This window comes from Pseudobythopirellula maris (assembly GCF_007859945.1).
GTDB lineage: Bacteria > Planctomycetota > Planctomycetia > Pirellulales > Lacipirellulaceae > Pseudobythopirellula > Pseudobythopirellula maris.
Genome location: NZ_SJPQ01000002.1, coordinates 336,746 through 353,496 on the forward strand (window position 1 = coordinate 336,746; position 16,751 = coordinate 353,496).

Annotated in this window: 13 protein-coding genes; 3 read left to right on the forward strand and 10 right to left on the reverse strand. The window is 67.2% G+C overall.

The genetic code is table 11. The features are described from left to right. Window positions 1–86: 86 nt before the first annotated feature. Window positions 87–1,358: an aminotransferase class I/II-fold pyridoxal phosphate-dependent enzyme gene (locus Mal64_RS09090; protein ID WP_146399341.1), complete on the reverse strand. Its 1,272-nt coding sequence runs from the start codon at window positions 1,356–1,358 to the stop codon at window positions 87–89. A gap of 366 nt (window positions 1,359–1,724) precedes the next feature. On the opposite strand from Mal64_RS09090, the gene Mal64_RS09095 reads away from it, so the two are divergent. The 3 genes from Mal64_RS09095 to Mal64_RS09105 all read left to right on the forward strand — a co-directional run bounded on the left by Mal64_RS09095 (window position 1,725) and on the right by Mal64_RS09105 (window position 4,833). Beyond that, on the forward strand, window positions 1,725–2,540 hold the full coding sequence (locus tag Mal64_RS09095) for a 3-keto-disaccharide hydrolase (protein WP_197525604.1): 816 nt from the start codon (window positions 1,725–1,727) through the stop codon (window positions 2,538–2,540). A gap of 31 nt (window positions 2,541–2,571) precedes the next feature. After that, window positions 2,572–3,759: a rhomboid family intramembrane serine protease gene (locus Mal64_RS09100; protein WP_146399345.1), complete on the forward strand. Its 1,188-nt coding sequence runs from the start codon at window positions 2,572–2,574 to the stop codon at window positions 3,757–3,759. Between the two features lie 330 nt (window positions 3,760–4,089). Next, on the forward strand, window positions 4,090–4,833 hold the full coding sequence (locus tag Mal64_RS09105) for an SDR family oxidoreductase (protein ID WP_146399347.1): 744 nt from the start codon (window positions 4,090–4,092) through the stop codon (window positions 4,831–4,833). Between the two features lie 97 nt (window positions 4,834–4,930). On the opposite strand, the gene Mal64_RS19770 is transcribed toward Mal64_RS09105, so the two are convergent. From Mal64_RS19770 to Mal64_RS09155, 9 genes are all read right to left on the reverse strand, one after another. After that, window positions 4,931–6,061, reverse strand: coding sequence for a hypothetical protein (locus tag Mal64_RS19770; RefSeq protein WP_197525605.1), 1,131 nt, complete (start codon window positions 6,059–6,061; stop codon window positions 4,931–4,933). A gap of 378 nt (window positions 6,062–6,439) precedes the next feature. Next, window positions 6,440–7,756 (reverse strand): hemolysin family protein, encoded by a 1,317-nt coding sequence (locus Mal64_RS09120; protein ID WP_146399353.1) that lies wholly within the window; start codon window positions 7,754–7,756, stop codon window positions 6,440–6,442. Next, complete coding sequence (ybeY, locus tag Mal64_RS09125) at window positions 7,753–8,247, reverse strand: rRNA maturation RNase YbeY (protein ID WP_197525606.1); 495 nt, start codon at window positions 8,245–8,247, stop codon at window positions 7,753–7,755. The genes Mal64_RS09120 and ybeY overlap by 4 nt, the downstream gene beginning before the upstream one ends. A 16-nt stretch (window positions 8,248–8,263) precedes the next feature. Continuing rightward, a complete protein-coding gene (locus Mal64_RS09130) occupies window positions 8,264–10,528 on the reverse strand; it encodes an HD family phosphohydrolase (protein ID WP_146399357.1) in 2,265 nt (754 codons plus the stop codon). A gap of 51 nt (window positions 10,529–10,579) precedes the next feature. Next, on the reverse strand, window positions 10,580–11,518 hold the full coding sequence (locus Mal64_RS09135) for a PhoH family protein (protein ID WP_146399359.1): 939 nt from the start codon (window positions 11,516–11,518) through the stop codon (window positions 10,580–10,582). Window positions 11,519–11,752: 234 nt separating this feature from the next. Beyond that, window positions 11,753–12,712 (reverse strand): phosphatidate cytidylyltransferase, encoded by a 960-nt coding sequence (locus Mal64_RS09140; RefSeq protein ID WP_146399361.1) that lies wholly within the window; start codon window positions 12,710–12,712, stop codon window positions 11,753–11,755. A 146-nt stretch (window positions 12,713–12,858) separates the two neighbouring features. Next, window positions 12,859–13,632: an isoprenyl transferase gene (locus Mal64_RS09145; protein WP_146399363.1), complete on the reverse strand. Its 774-nt coding sequence runs from the start codon at window positions 13,630–13,632 to the stop codon at window positions 12,859–12,861. 172 nt (window positions 13,633–13,804) lie between these two features. Further along, window positions 13,805–15,127: an adenylosuccinate synthase gene (locus Mal64_RS09150; protein WP_146399365.1), complete on the reverse strand. Its 1,323-nt coding sequence runs from the start codon at window positions 15,125–15,127 to the stop codon at window positions 13,805–13,807. A 334-nt stretch (window positions 15,128–15,461) separates the two neighbouring features. Beyond that, window positions 15,462–16,640: a DUF1559 domain-containing protein gene (locus Mal64_RS09155; RefSeq protein ID WP_197525725.1), complete on the reverse strand. Its 1,179-nt coding sequence runs from the start codon at window positions 16,638–16,640 to the stop codon at window positions 15,462–15,464. Window positions 16,641–16,751: the final 111 nt, after the last annotated feature.

The following is a 16,751-nucleotide window of genomic DNA, read 5'->3' on the forward strand; positions in this document are numbered from 1 at the left end:
ACGGGTGGCGGTCAGCAGGGTCCGCTGTGCGGAGCGACGCCATAGATATCGATGGCAACGTCACGTTGCGGTCCGCACAGCGGACCCTACCCCGCTGCCCCCACGCTCGCTTTGCCCGCGTACTCCGCCTCGGCGTCTTTCAGGCAAGCCTTGATCTGCCGCACCGCTTGCCGCAGGCGTTCTTCGTTTTCGACGAGGCTCATCCTTAGGAAGCCCTCGCCGGCCGGGCCGAAGCCGCTGCCGGGGCTCACCGCGACGTTGCCCTTGGTGAGCAGCATCATCGCGAAGTCCATCGTGCTCATGCGGCTGCGCCACGGCTCGGGCACCGGCTGCCAGACGAACATGCCGGCCTTCGGGCGGGCGTCTTCCCAGCCCATCCGCACAAGGCCGTCGCACAGCGCGTCGCGGCGGCCTTGGTAGACGCGGCTCTGCTCCTCGACGGCGGCCTCGGTCTCGCGTAGGGCGACGATCGCCGAGATCTGGATCGCCTGGAACATGCCGTAGTCGTAGTAGCCCTTGATCGTGGCGAGCGCGTTGATCATCTCGGCGTTGCCGCTGCAGAAACCGACCCGCCAGCCGGCCATGTTGTAGCCCTTGCTCATGGTGGTGAACTCGACGCCGACCTCCTTGGCGCCCTCGCTCGCCAGGAAGCTGGGGGGCTGGTAGCCGTCGAACGCCACGTCGGCGTACGCAAAGTCGCTGATCACCATCAGGTTGTACCGCTTGGCGAGCTTCACCACCTCGTCGAAGAACGACTGCTCCACGACCACCGACGACGGGTTGTGGGGGTAGCAGAGGATCAGCAGCTTGGGCTTGGGGTAGAGCGTCTCGCAGGTGTAGGCGATGTCCGACAGGAACTTGTCGCTGTCGGTCACGTCGAGCGAGATCACGTTGCCCGAGGCGAGCGCGACGGCGTAAACGTGCACCGGGAAATAGGGCGCCGGTACGATCGCCGTGTCGCCGGGGCCCATCAGCGCCAGGCACATGTGGCTGAAGCCCTCTTTCGAGCCGAGGCAGGTGATCACTTCGCTCTCGGGGTCGAGCCGCACGCCGTACTTCTTAAAATACTTGGCGCCGACCTCACGCCGCAGGTTGGCGATGCCGTTCGACTTGCTGTAGCGGTGGTTGCCCGGGTTGCGGGCCGCCTCGACGAGCTTCTCGATCACGACCTCTTGGGGCGGGTCGCTCGGGTTGCCCATGCCGAGCTCGATGACGTCGTCGCCGGCGACGCGCTTGTCGTAGATCATCTTGTTGATGCGGCCGAACAGGTACGGCGGCAGCCGCGTGACGCGTTGGGCGACCTGGACCTGGAAGGGCCCATTTTCAGGAGAATCGGAGGGGACGCGGGATTCGGACATGGAGTGAAAGACGGGGGTCGAGTGGGTTGGGTTCACTTGATTTTAGGCGCGGCGGCGGGGTCACGCCATCCGAGCCTATTCGGCAGCGGCGCCCGAGCGGGCCAAGTCGTGGGAAGCGTCTAATTCCTGTTATGTGAGGGGTCACTGTGGGTGGGGTCTCCGGGCTGAAACAGCGTTTTCGGCGTCGGAGACGCCTCCCACAGCTCAGTTCGATTGGGGAGAGCTCCGGCGTGGCGTGAAATGGTTGCTGGCGGCCCCGCGGCCGTCCTACAATCACTCTCGGTCGACGACGACGCTGCTTGGCGGCGCGGCGACCGCGAGCCACGGCCGGGCTTCCGGCCGACTCATCTAGGGGGGAAACACGCCGTGAATAAACTGCGCCGAAGAACCGTGCTGGCGATGGCGTGGCTGCTGGCGGCCGCCGCTCCGGCCGTGCACGCCGAGCCTACCGCCGCCGGGTCGCCCCCCTGGCGGCAGCTTTTCAACGGCGAGGATCTCGACGGCTGGCTGGTGAAGCTCTCCCACCACGAGTTGGGCGACAATTACCGCGACACGTTCCGCGTGGAAGGGGGGCTGATCAAGGTCCGGTACGACCGCTACGACGAGGGCGATTTCGGCGGCCGGTTCGGGCATCTTTTTTACGACGAGCCGTTCGAAAACTACCGGCTGGCGGTCGAGTACCGGTTCGTCGGCGAGCCGCTCTTCCGCTCGGCGCCCGACTACGCGCGGCTCAACAGCGGGGTGATGCTCCACGCCCAAAGCCCGCGAAAGATTCTCAAAGACCAAGATTGGCCGATCTCGGTCGAATTGCAATTCCTGGCCGGCCTGGGCGACGGCGAGCCGCGGGCCACAGGCAACGTTTGCACCCCCGGCACGCACGTTTGGTACGAGGGCCAGCGCGACAAGCGGCACATCCTCCCCTCAACCGGGCCGACCTTCGCCCCCAGCGATTGGGTGCGGTGCGAGGCGCTAGTGGTCGGCAACCATTTCACCCACTTCGTGAACGGCGAGAAGGCGCTCGAGTACGAGCGGCCGGAGATCGGCGGCGGTGTCGTCGCGCATTACGCTCCCGAGGAGTTCGTCGCGGGCCGGCCGATCACCTCCGGCTACCTCGCCCTGCAGGCCGAGGGCGCCGAGATCGACTTCCGCAAGGTGGAGATCCAGGTCCTGCCAGGCGACTGACTCTCCGGCCCAACCTTTCGGAAATCGTCCCATGTTCTTCCCTTGCAGCGCCGACGCCCCGATCTACCACTGGCCGTACGCCACGGTGGGGCTGATCGTGGCGAACGTGGCGGTCTTCGTCGGCATGGTCACCGGTGAGCTAACGCCCGCCGGCCCGTGGGTGCTGATGTACGGCGACGGGCTGCACCCGGCCCAGTGGGTCGGCGCCCACTTCAGCCATGCCGGCCCCGGCCACCTGTTGTACAACATGGCCTTCCTTTGGGTGTTCGGTCTGATCGTCGAGGGCAAGCTCGGCTGGTGGAAGTTCCTGTCGCTGTACCTTGGCATCTGCATCATCGAGGGGGCGATCGAACAGCTGGTGATGCTCCCCTTTGGCGCCGTTGGCACGGGATCGCTGGGGGCCTCTTCGGCGATCTACGGCGTCATGGCGATCGCCATCGTTTGGGCGCCCGCCAATGAGATCAGCTTCTTCTACTTCTTCTGGTTCTACTTCCGTTTCATCGTGGGAACCTTCGAGGTTCCGGTGGCCATGGTCGCGGCGTTCTACGTCGGCCTCGACATGCTGCTCGCCATGCTTGGGGGCGCCGGCGCCGCGTCGAGCCTGCTGCACCTGGCCGGGGCGGCGGTTGGCTTCCCGATCGGCGTGGCGATGCTCCACTGGAAGCTGGTCGACTGCGAGGGCTGGGACCTGTTCCACTACCAGAACCGTGTCGACGAGAACGACCCCAAGCAGGTGCAAAAGAAACTCAAGGCGCTCGACAAACGCAAGAAGAAGAAAGACGACGCCCAGCTCGCCGGCGCCCTCGAACAGTGGCGCCTCTACCTGAAGAACGGCGCCCCGCTCGCCGCGCTCACGCTCTGCCGGAAGATGCAGGAGGTCGGCCAAGGGCTGGAGCTCGGGGTCGACGACCTGCGGGCCCTCGTCCGCGGGCTGCACGCCGAGAAGCACTGGGGCGATTCGGCGCCGTACATGGCGCGGCTGATCGAGCTCGACCCCGAGCACGCCCCGGCGCTGCGGCTCAAGCTGGCGCAGATCTGCGTGGTCGAACTCAGCCGGCCGGGCCGGGCCCTGGAACTGCTTTCCCAGGTCGACGACGCCCGGCTGACCCTCGACCAACGCGGCCTGAAGGCGCGGATCGCCCACCGGGCCGCCGAGCTGCAGGGCGAGGGGACCGTCGAGCTCGACGATGGTGCGTGGCAATCGCTGGCCCCCTCTTAGAGCGGTTTGCTCATAGGTGTAGACGCTCGGCTCGCGATCGGCGTCATGGCTTCGTCAGCCTGCATCGACAATGCACCGCATTGCCTGCTTCGGCTTCCTCGCCACGCCGCCAATCGCTTCCCCGCTCGTCCACACCAATTCGAATACCGCTCTAACCCTCTATTGGACGAGTCATTAGGGGGCCCCGCCCTATTTATTGAATATATTTTCAACGACACCAGAACCACCCCCGCCAGCCGCCCGTAACGGGAGTCGAAACCACCAGGCGGCAGACCCGAGCGGCGGCCTCGGCACCCGCGGCCGCCGCCAACCTCAACACAGGAAACAGAAATGGGTTACGACATCGAGGGAAAGACCGTGCTGGTCACCGGCGCCAACCGCGGCATCGGCAAGGCGATCGTCGAGGCCGTGCTGGCGCACGGCGCCAAGAAGGTGTACGCGGCGGTCCGCTCGGTCGAGTCGGCCGAGCCGCTCGTCGCCGAGCATGGCGAGCGGGTCACGCCGGTCGAGATCGACCTGACGAAGCCGGAGACGATCACCGCGGCGGCCGAGGCCGCGAGCGACGTGCAGGTGGTCGTCAACAACGCCGGCGTGCTGAAGACCTCGACCGCGCTCGACGCGGACGCCCTGGAGAACCTCGCCTTTGAGTTCGAGGTGAACGTCTACGGCCTGGTGCGCGTGGCGCAGGCTTTCGCACCGGTCCTCAAGGCGAACGGCGGCGGGGCGTTGGTGCAGCTCAACTCGGTGGCGTCGCTGATGAGCTTCCCGCCCTTCACGACCTACTGCGCGAGCAAGGCGGCCTCGTACTCGGTGACGCAGGCGCTCCGCCGGTTGCTCGAAGAGCAAGGCACACAGGTGCTGAGCGTCCACCCCGGCCCGATCGACACCGACATGGGCGACAACGCCGGCTTCCACGACATCGCCGAGCCGCCGAGCTTGGTGGGCGAGGGGATCGTCGCGGCGCTCGCCGCGGGCGATTTCCATCTCTGGCCCGACTCGATGGCCAAGCAGGTCGGCGAGGCCTACCGCGGTTTCGCCGAGAACGTCGTCGAGGCCGAGCTGGCCGTCGGCTGACGGGAGAAGCGGACAGGATCACAGAATCGACAAGAACCAATCAGGTCCAGTCGATGCTTATTAATCTTGTGGTCCTGTCCCTTCGGATCGGAGCGGCTCACTCCGAACGCGCCGCTCGGCGCCCGCCAGGGCCCAGCCGGCGCCCGCCCAGACCCAGCAAGAGCACCGCCGTCGCAAGGCCGCTCGGCTCGGGCACTCCCACATCGGCCGAAATGGTGAGGACGGGCTCGCCGTCGACGCAGTCGCCGGCGGCGCCCGCATGGGCTTCGATGACGCCGAGATCGACGAATTCGCCATCCGGGTGATGGAGGATCTCGATCCGTCCGGCGCCGCCGCACCCGCCCATGTTGGGAACCTCGCCGCCGACGCCGCCGCTGGCTTGGATCAGCGAGTTGAGGTCCACGGAGACCTCGAATCCGTGCAGCACGATCGCGCCGCCGCTGCCGCCGCCGCCGTCGGCGAAGCCGTTGGCGCCGTCGCCGCCGTTGGCGAGGATCGTCGCCCCCACGAACCCGAGCGAAGTCTGCGCGCCGATCTCAAGGGCGCCGCCCCCCGCGCCGCCGCCGCCGCCGAGTCGCTGGTTGCTTTGTCCGCCGCCCCCGCCCCCGCCGCTGCCGGCGAAGAGCAGATCGCGGAGAGGGTCGCCGTAGGGCGCGCCCCCCTCCCGGGTGGTGACGCCGGCGCCGCCTTGCCCTCCCATCGTTCCGAATCCTGCTCCCGCGCCCGACCCGACGCCGCTGACCGAGGCGCTGCTGGACCCAGCAACGCCGCGCCCGGGGCCGACGCCGTCTTGTCCGGAACTGAAGGGGCCACCGTTGCCCCCCCGGCCGCCGCCCGCCACGCCCGAGCCGCCGATGCCCGTGACGACATTCTGGATCGCGTCCAGACCGTTGGCGCCGCTCACGTCGATGGTCCCTGCCAAGGTCGCCGAGCCCTGGAACAGCAGCGCCAGGGCGTTGCCGCCGGTGACCGTGATGTTGTCGCCGCTCGCGAGCACGCCGCCGCCGTCGAACACAAAGACGGCGATGTCGGGCGCGCCGCCCCCTTGAGTGTGCAGAACCCCGCCCGCCGCGCCGCCGAAGGTGAGCGCGTCGGTGTCGATCTCAAAGCCGCCCGCGGGGAGCGGACCGAGCGACAAGAAATCACCGGGGCGCAGGGGCGTGCCGGGGCACGCATTGCCGAACCCGAAAATGGCAAGAACCGCGGCAACCACTGTTTTGTATCGCATCGCGTTGGTCTCCTGTCTCCAAGGGACGTGAGTTCTTCTCGAGATCGCTCGTTGCATTGTTCGACGAGGGGAGGGGCCGACTCGTGGGCCTATCCTAATTCGGCGTGCGGCCGGCCGCTACGCTTTTTTAAGCCGATCGGCCGCTCCGAGGCATGCGAATCGCCTGTGGACGTCGTGTATGCACGTTGTCGAGACCGAGCTGGCCGTCGGCTGACGGGAGAAGCGGACAGGATCACGGGATACAAGAGGGTTCGACGGGATGAATAATCCCGTCGATCACTGCCGAAGCTGGGCTCGGCGCCCGACAGGATCTATAGGGCCCGTCCCGTTAAGATCACGTCGATCCCTTCTTGATCCCGTGATCCTGTCCATTCGAGCCTAAGCGCTCTCGCGCGGCGCGCCCTCGGCGTGGTTCTCGTCGACGCGTTCGAGTCGCACGCGTTCGATGCGGCGGCGGCGGGCCTCGAGGACCGTCAGCCGCACGCTGCCTTGCCACACCAGCGACTCGCCGCTCGTGGGCAGGCGGCCGAACTCGGAGAAGACGAATCCGGCGATCGTGTCGTAGTCTTGCCCCTCGGGCAGCTCGAGGCCCATCGCCTGGTTGATCTCGTCGACGTGGGCGCGGCCGACCGCCTCGCACACGCCCGGGCCGAGCGTGAGGATCTCGACCTCGACGTCCTCGTCGTACTCATCGACGATCTCGCCGACGATCTCCTCCAGCGCGTCCTCGATCGTCACCAGGCCCGACACGCCGCCGTACTCGTCGAGCACGATGGCGATGTGGGTGCGCATCTGCTGGAACATCTCCAACAGGTCGTTGACCTTCTTGGTCTGCGGCACGAAGACCGCCTTGCGGGCCAGCTCGCGGATCGTGCTGCGCGGCTCGCCCGGGCCCTTGGCCAGTTCGGGCAACAGGTCTTTGACGTAGACCACGCCGAAGATGTCGTCGCGCGACTCGCCGTAGGCCGGCACGCGGGTGTGGCCGAACTCCGTGATGTCGGTGAGCATCTCGTCCCACGTCATGTCGACGTGGATCATGTGCATGTCGGTCCGCGGCGTCATGATCTCGGCGACGTCGGCGTCGGCCAGCTCCATGACGCCCTCGATCATCTCGCGGGCGTCCTCCTCGAGGAGCCCCTCGCGGTGCCCCTCGTTGACGATCGTGCGGATCTCTTCTTCGAGCGTCTCCTCGTTGAGTGAGGTCGGCGTCTTGCCCGCGGCGCGGTGCAGCAGGGCGTCGATCAGATGAGCGATCGACCTGAGGGGCGAGGCGGCCGTGTCGAGCACGCGCCACATCCACCAGGTGTGGAACAAGAACGAGGCGGCCCCCAGGCGCGAGACCGACCACGGGATCCAGGTCCGCAGCGGGGCCGACGCCAGCCCGATGACCAGACCGATCAGCAGCACCAGCAGCAAACGGCCGACCGCGCCGCTCTCGCGGAGCCAGTCGTAACCCGAGCAGCCGAGCGCGGCGACACTCACCGAGGTGAGCACCACGACCCGGGTCTCGAGCGTGAGGGCGACCTCTTCGTGGCGGGCGAGGATCTCGGAAAAACGGCCCGCGCGGCCTTTGCGGACGCAGAGCTCGTGCAGATCGTGGCGAGAGAACTCGCGTGCGGAGCGGGCGCCGATCGCCATCAGCGAGGCGAGCGCCATGGTCCCCAGCCCGATCCATAGCAGCGGGTCGTCGGTCACAGGGGGGGCCCCTCTCCTCGGCTGGGCGTCGCGGCGCCGGCCGCCGATGGCTCGGCGGGGGCTGACGGCAAACGGACGCCGAACCGCTGCATGTAGCGCGTCTCGGCGGCCCGCATCTCACGCGTTTGATCGTCCGACTTGTCGCCCAGGCCCGCGAGGTGCAGCGCGCCGTGAACGACGTACAGCAGCAGCTCGTCCTCGGGCGCCATGCCGTACTCGGCGGCGTTGGTGACGGCGGTGTCGGCGCTGACAACGACCTCGCCCTCCAGCCGGCCCGGCGCCTCGTCGAGGCAGAAGCTGAGCACGTCGGTCGGGTAGTCGTGGTCGAGCGAGCGGCGGTTGAGCTCGTGGATCTCCGGGTCGGTCACCACGGCGATGCTGAGCTCGCCCTCGCCGTAGCCGGCGTCGACGAGCACGGACCGCGCGGCGTCGGCGAGCCGGGGCTCGTCGATCCGCAACGTCTGCTGCTGGTTCGTTACCGTGATATCCATCATGGGGGTGCGGGGGTCAGGCGGTCACTTGGTCGGGGTACTTCACGCGGCCGTGGTAGACGGCGGTGAGCGACTTGACCAGGCTGTCGCCGATCTTGCGCAGCTCTTCGAGTGTGAGGTTGCACTCCTCGAACTGGCCGTCGTCGAGCCGCTTGCGGGTGAGGTCTTCGACGAGGCTCTCGATGCGTGCCGGGGTCGGCTCGACCAGGGTGCGGCTGGCGCTCTCGACCGCGTCGGCGATCATCAGCACGGCGGCCTCCTTGGTCTGCGGCTTGGGGCCGGGGTAGCGGAAGGACGACTCGTCGATCTCGCTGTCCCCCTCGCCCTTCTTCGCGGCCGCTTGGCGGTAGAAATACTCGACGAGCGTCGTGCCGTGGTGCTGCTGGATGAAGTCGATGATGCACTCGGGCAGGTGGTTCTGCCGGGCGAGGTCGGCGCCGTCTTTCACGTGGGCGATGATCACCAGCGTGCTCATCGCCGGCACGAGCGTGTCGTGCTGGTTCTGGCCGCTCGACTGGTTCTCGATGAAGTAGCCCGGCTTGAGCATCTTGCCGATGTCGTGAAAGTAAGCCCCCACACGCACCAGCAGGCCGCGGGCGCCGATCGACTCGGCCGCCGCCTCGGCGAGCGAGGCGACCGTGATCGAGTGGTTGTACGAGCCCGGTGCGCGGCGGATGAGCTCCTGCAAGAGCGGGTGGGCCGGGTCGCCCAGCTCGATCAGGCTCAGGTCGGTCTGCACGCCGAACACCCGCTCGACCAGCGGGAGCAGACAGGTCATCAGCGAGCCGGCGATCACCGACCACAGCGCCATCATCAGCGCCTGCTTGAAGATCAGGTCGTACGGCGCGCCGTCGAGCACGCCGACGCCGACGGTCGTCAAGAACGCGACGAGCGCCGCCACAAAACCGACCAGCAGCAGCTTGCTGCGCGTGCGGACCGAGTCGAGCACGATGATCGCCCCCGCCGTGGGGGCCAGCATCAGCACGGCGACCGACAACTCGTGGTTCGAGGCGACGGCCGACACGAGCGTGAGGGCGGCCGACATCAAGAGCGCGGTCTCTTGCCGGTAAGCGATGGCGATTGTCATTCCGAACAGCATCAGCGGGATCACCTCGGCGCGCCATTCTTGGCTGCGGGTGAGCATCATCGCGCCGATCGTCAGCAGCACCAGCGTCAGGACCGTGAGCAATCGCGGCAACTGGGCGACGATCCGCTTGTCGAACCGGCAGACATAGAAACCGCACAGCGTGAACATCGCCAGGTACAACCCGAGCGTGGCGAACGCGCGGTTGATGCGCGAGCCCCAGCCGCGGCGGGTGACCCACGCCTCGTGCTCGATGTCGAGCAACTCGATCGCGGTCTCGCCGAGCGGCTTGCCCGCCTCGGCGAGCCGGGCGCCGCGGTCGTAGATCTTGTACTGCTCCTCGACCTCCTCGGCGCGGCGGTCTTGCGATTCGCGGGTCGCCTCGCGGTTGAGCTTGAGGGTGATCGGCAACTGGGGCCGCACCCAGGCGAACAGTCGCTGGGCGACCTCGAGGTTGGCCACCTTCTGGTCGAGGGCGTTCTTCAGGTCGTTGCGGGCGTTCTCGACGAGCACCTCGCGCACGGGGACGATCGTCTCGAACCCCTCCTTGCCGGAGGTGCGGACGGCGATCCGTTCGGAGTTCGCCTCGGTGGGCTGCGTGTCGAGCAGGCCCTGACGCACGAGCGGGGCGAAGGCCTCGTCGAGCGCCGCCTGCAGCGCGTTCTGGGCCTCCTCGCCGCCGAGCGCGGCCTTGAACCGCTCGAACTGTTTGGCCTCTTCCTCCGCCGTGGGCGCGGGGGTCCCCTCGGCGCGGGGCGGGGTGTAGAGCGCCCACATGTTGCGGTCGACCGTCTCGTAGCTCTCGGCGCCGGCCAGCTCGGTCACCTCGTTGAGCAGCGTCGACTTGAGCTGCAGCAGCTCCATCGGGTCGTGGTCGTATACGGCCTCGGCGAAACGACGCGCCGTGGCGCGGGCCTCGCGTGTCGCCGCCCGATCGGGCTGCTTGAATTCGACGCGGGCCGTCAGGTCGCGTTTCGGCGCCATGCCGAGGCGGTAGTCGCGCGGCGGTTCCCAGCCGCGGGTGATCGCCAGCAGGGCGATCGCCGTGAGCAAGCAAAGTGCGAGCCTCACGAGCACGGCGCCGCGCTGCAGGTTCATCCAGGCCGCCTCGAGCGGGCCGGGGGGTAGCTCGACCGTCGCGACACGCTGGCTGCGTGTGCGTCGGGGGGCGGGCGGGTTGTTGGTTGGTGCGGCCACGCGGCTCTGGTTGGTTCCCGTTGTACCTGGCTTATCCCTGTTGTACCTGGCTTATCCCTGTTGGCCCTGGTCGTACGCCTTGACGATGTCGTTGACCAGGCGGTGACGGACGATGTCTTCTTTGCCCAGCGTCACGCACGCCACGCCATCGATTCCTCGCAGGCGGCTGATCGCGTCGGTCAGGCCGCTGCGGGTGTGCTTGGGCAGGTCGACCTGGGTCGTGTCGCCGGTGACCAGCATCTTCGAGCCGGCGCCCAAGCGGGTGAGGAACATCTTCATCTGAGCGACGGTCGAGTTCTGCGCCTCGTCCATGATGACAAAGGCGTTGTTGAGCGTCCGGCCGCGCATGTAGGCGAGCGGTGCCACCTCGATCACGTCGTCGGCCGTGTAGCGTTTGAGCTGCTCGTAATCCATCATGTCGCCCAACGCGTCGAGCAGCGGGCGGAGATAGGGATTGATCTTCGCCTGCAAGTCGCCCGGCAAGAAGCCGAGGCTCTCGCCCGCCTCGACGGCGGGCCGCACGAGCACGATCTTGCGGATCTGATTGTCGGCCATCGCCTCGACCGCAGCCGCCACGGCGAGAAACGTCTTGCCCGTGCCGGCGGGGCCGGAGCTGAAGATCAGCTCGTGCGAGCGGATCGCTTCGACGTAGGCCGCCTGGCCGTCGGTCCGGGGGCGGATGGTCACGCCGGGGCGTTTGACCGCCATCTTGGGAGCGGGGGGCGCCTTGCCGCCGACCACCTCTTCGAGGATGGCCGTGACTTGCTCGGGCTTGAGCGCGCCCTCCGACGCGATCGCCTGCTTCAGACGCTCGAACACGGCCGTGGCTTGCAGCACCGCCTGCTCGTCTCCCGACAAGAAGATCCGCCCGTCACGCGTGGCGATCTTCGCCGGCAAGGACTCGCGGATCCGGCGGAGGTGCTGATCGGCTGCGCCGAACATCAGGATGATCTGTTCCGGACCGCCAACCGGGATGGTCGCTTCGATCATTCAATGGCCGACGCTTGCGTTCGGCTCGGGGGGGCCAGTCGGTGTGCTGCGGACGTGGTAGCCGCAACGTTGAGGGGTCAAACTCCGATACGCAACTATAGCCGACCACACCCGACAATCACCACACGCATCGCGGGCATGGATCACAACCTATTACCAACAAAGGGGTTGTGTCGATCGCACGGATCACCCGGCCATCGGTCGCTGCGTGCCCCCACGATCTAAGGCCCACGATTAAGGACCGACAATGCGTGCGATCCACAGGAAGTACGCCACGGGAGCGGCGAACAAGATCGAGTCCAGCAGGTCGAGCACGCCGCCGAAACCGGGCATCCAGGTGCTGGAGTTCTTCAGCTGGGCGTCGCGCTTAAGCAACGAGACCGCCAAGTCGCCCGCCATGCCGGCGGCGCCGACCAGCAAGGCGTACAGCAGGCAGCCCCCCAGCCAGGTCCAGAACCCCCGCGTAGAGTCGCAGCCCAACGCGTGCGCCAGCGGCCCGAGGGCGATCATCGCGCCCACGGCCGACAGGGCGAAGCCCCCCAGGGCGCCCTCCCAGGTTTTACCGGGGCTGAGGATCGGCGTCATCTTGTGCCGCCCCAGGGCGCGACCGGCGAAGTACGCGCCGGTGTCGTCCATCTTCACCACCACGATCAGCGAGAGCAACGCGACCATGCCCCAACGCCCGTCGGCGTCCCACACGCCGCCGGCAAGCAGCCTCAGCTGCGCGACGAATCCCATCAGCCCGCCGGCGTAGGCGACCGTAAACACCGATCGGGCCAACCGGGTCGAGGCGGCGCCGGGGCCGGCGTAGCGGACCATCTCCTCGACAAACACCACCATCCCGGCGATCGCCAGCCCAAGGCCGACCCACCCCGCCCGGCCGACAACGGTCTCTTTGGGGTACTCGAGCCAAAGCATCGGCGTGGCGCTGACCAGGACAACGAGCACGGTGGCGGCGAGCACCACCCGCCGACGGGGCGCCGCGTCGGCCGCCCGGCCCTTGTGGCCCGCGGGCAGCCCCGGTTGGGCGGAATTCTCAAACACCCGCACCAGCTCGCCCGCCGCCAAGGCCGAGCCAACGAGCGCGAGCGGCAGCAGCACCACCCCGGGCCGGTCGGCCCTCAGGTCGAGCCAAGCCAGCGCGTACAACACGCCAACCAGAGCAACGCCAAGGATGATTCGAGAGCTGAGCAAAGGAGCGGACGCTGGCGGTTGGGGGCTGTTGGCTATTAGCTGTTAGCGAGCAAGCTGAAGCCTGTTCGTTCTGCACTATCATAACCGCTAGCAATGCCGTTGGGGGATGCGCCCATGGCTAACAGCCAATAGCTAACGGCTAATCGCTAAGAGCTAACGGAGCTCAGCCCGCCGAAGCGGCGTTCGCGCGAGGCGTAGTCGATAATCGCCTCGTGCAGGGCGCCTTCGTCGAAGTCGGGCCAGCAGCGGTCGGTGACCCAGATCTCGGCGTAGCTGATCTGCCACAACAAGAAGTTGCTGATGCGCATCTCGCCGGCCGTGCGGATCAGCAAGTCGGGATCGGCTGCCCCCGCGGTGTAGAGGTTGCGAGCGATCATGCCCTCATCGATCTGGTCGGGCTGCAAGCCGCCCGCGGCGACCTCGCCCGCGATCGACCGCACGGCGTCGGCGATCTCGCCGCGACCGCCGTAGTTGATCGCCAGGTTGAGCCGCAGGCCGGTGTTTTCGGCGCTCAATGCGACCGTGCGGTCAAGCTCCTCAAGGGCGTCGTCGGGGATCCCCTCACGGCGGCCGATCATGCCAACCCGCACGTTGTCCTCCATCATGATCGGTCGCTCATCGACCAAGTAGGACTTGAGCAACTGCATGAGGAAGGCGAGCTCCTCGGCGGGCCGCTTCCAGTTCTCGCTCGACAGGCAATAGAGTGTGAGCTGCTCGATGTGTCCCAGCCGGGCGCACTCGCGCGTGATCGCCCGCACGACGCCGCCGCCCCGGTTGTGCCCCTCGACCCGCGGCATCCCCTGCCGCTGAGCCCAACGCCCGTTGCCATCCATGATGATGGCGATGTGCCGCGGCCAGCGCTCACTCGGCAGCGCGGCGAGCCGCTTGGCGAGGTCGTCCGTGGCGGCGGAGGACGGCATAGGGGAGGGGCTAGGAGTTAGGGGCTAGGGAGTTGCGATTCCGATCTGGCGCGTAAGCAAAGCGAGACGTCTAGCGCGGGACGAAGCTCTGGGCAACCGAGTGCGGCAAAGCCGCATCCACTTCCCTAGCCCCTAACCCCTAACTCCTAGCCCCTCAGTGCTCACCCCACGTTCACCCAATCGCCTCATAAAGCAGCGGCGGGTCGCCCACCAGGATCGACTGATCGCGTCCCGGGCCGACCGACACCAGCTCCACCGGCCGCTCGACCAGCTCGGCGACCCGGTCGAGATAGCCACGGGCGTTGGCCGGCAGCTCGTCGATCGACTTGCAGGCGGTCAGGTCTTCGCTCCAGCCCGGCAGCGACTCGTAAATCGGCTTCACACGGCGGACGTCGTCCACGTGGCTCGGGAAGTTGCGGGTTTGCTCGCCGTCGAGCTCGTAGGCGTTGCAGATCTTGATCTCGTCAAAGCCGCTCAGCACGTCGAGCAGCATCACCGCGATGGCGTCGGCGCCGCCCAGGCGGGCCGTGTAGCGCACCGCCACCGTGTCGAGCCAGCCGCAACGCCGCGGCCGTTTGGTCACCGTGCCGTACTCGTTGCCCTGGTCGCGGAGCTGCTGGCCCTGGTCGTTGTCTTGCTCGGTGGGGAACGGACCGCCGCCCACGCGCGTGCTGTAGGCCTTCACCACGCCGAGCGTGTGGTTCACGTAGCGGGCCGGCAAGCCCGAGCCGTTGCAGATGCCCACGCCGCTCGAGTTGCTGCTCGTCACGAACGGGTATGTGCCGTGGTCCACGTCGAGCAGCGCCCCCTGGGCGCCCTCGAACAAGATCTTCTTGCCCGCCTCGGCCGCGTCGAGCAGCATCGTCGTCGTGTCGCACAGGTGCGACTTGAGACGTTCGGCGTAGCCGCGGTACTCCTCGTAGATCGCCGCCGGGTCGAGCGGCTCGAACGTGCCCGACTTGTCGATCGCCGCGAGCACCACGTTCTTCTCCGCCACGATGTGCGCGATGCGTTGGGCGAGGTCGTCGCGGTACAGGTCGTCGAACCGAATGGCGTGCGAACGGGCGACCTTGTCGCGGTAGCACGGGCCGATGCCGCGCTGCGTGGTGCCGATGTTCTCGCCGTCGGAGGTGTTCGCGTCGAGCGCCCGGTCCTCGGCGAAGTGCCACGGGAAGATCACGTGCGCGCGGCCGCTGATCTTGAGGTTCTTGTCGAGCCCCTCGACGCCACGGCCGGCGAGCTCGTCGAGCTCCTCGATCGCCTTGACGGGGTTGATGACCACGCCGCCGGCGATGACGCTCGTCACGCCGGGGGTGAGCACGCCGCTGGGCAGCAGCGAGAGCTTGTAGACCTCTTTGCCAACAACGACCGTGTGGCCGGCGTTGGCGCCCCCTTGGTAGCGGACCACGAAATCGTGGCGGGGAGTGAGCAAGTCAACGATCTTGCCCTTCGCTTCGTCGCCCCATTGGAGGCCAATCACACAGGCGCCAGGCACTCGGGGTCCTCGCTGGGGCGTATAGGGGGGGAGGGAGAATTCAGAATCCGAAGCCGCCCGGCGCCCGCTGGCGTCGACCGGCCAAACGGGCGATTCTCCGCCGGCTCCCCCACCGGGTCAACCGCCCGGCTCCCTTAAAAACCGCTCCCCGTGAAACCGCCCTGCTGGGAAATCCCGCCACAACGCCCATGCCTGTCGGTGAGCGTTTGCAGTCGCCGCCTCCGTGGCGGATAGCCGCGCCCGCACGAAACCGACAAAAAAAGCGGGGGCCGCTGTCGCGGGCCCCCGCTCGATCGTCAAACGACGCCCTCCGCTGGCCACTCTCACGGGCCGGCTAATTGATGCCCGACTGGTCGGTCGTCTCGGGCGATTCGATCCCGTTGGGGCCGGCCGCCGTGCCGTTGCGGGTTCCTAAGGCGTTGAGCACGTGCAGATCGATCTCGTAGTTGATCGTGTGCACCGAGCCATCGGCAAACACCGCGTTGAACCCACCGGTGTGGGCCGACCCGAGGTTGAACACCCAGAACGGGGGCTGCACTCCGAACTCACCCGTTAGATCGCCGTAGAGCTGCCCGTCGGGCAGCGCCGGGATGCAGGTGCATCGCGCCACGTCGGGGTCCCAGCCATCGGTCCAGCCGTTGTCGTCCGACGACGAGTCCTCGCCACGGTACCAGTCGGAGCGGATGTACTTCTCGGCGATCAGGGCGGTCTTCGACGTGCCGTCGGTGATCTGCGCAAAGCGGACGGGATCGGGAGCGTTGACTCGTTCGGTTCGCAACCCGAAGCGACTCTTGGTCAGAATGGCGAAGTTGGACCGCACGATGACACCGTCGTAAACGCCGTCGGGTTTCACCGAGTTATCAGGCTCCGCCACGGTGTGGCTGCCGCCATCGGCCGTCGGACGCGTTCGCGAGTAACCCTTCAGGGCGTCGGTTCCCGTGATGAAGTACGGGTGGATCGCGGTCCACCCCGTATTCTGATCCACAGTCGTCACGTCGAACTGATCACTGTCTTCTGTCGAGTCGGTCCTTGTGCAGGGGTGGGTGCTGGCGTAATCCGTCAGGACGACGCCGGTTTGCGGGTTGCGTGTCACGCCGCGTCGCGAGGGACAAATGTAGAGCGGTATGACCAGGTCGCGCATCTGGTCACCGGTCGTGACGTCGTGAACCGCTCCCTCCTCCAAGAACGGCAGAATTTGGTAGCCCCACCCTAGGCCGATCTTTCCGTGGCCCAAGATGTTGCCGTCGACCTCGTAGTCCTCGATGTAGGCGCCGTAAACCTCGCCGCCGGTGGGGAACGCGCTGTTGGTGCTCTCGTAATTGAGGCACGAGAGGCCAACGTTCTTGAGATTGTTCTTGCACTGCAGTCGACGAGCCGCCTCACGCGCCGACTGCACCGCAGGCAGCAGCAAGGCGACCAAGATGCCGATGATCGCGATCACCACCAGCAGTTCAACAAGGGTGAAGCCTGTCGCGTCTCGCGATTGAGGCCTGCGGTTTGAGCGGCTGGTCATTTTCCTGTCCTTTACTCCGTGGGAAGGAATCGGCGCCTGGGGGCGAAGAGAGTTCATGTTTTGAAAAGGGTTGGCGGCGGCTGTGACACCGGTGGCGCCAAATGGGGTGAG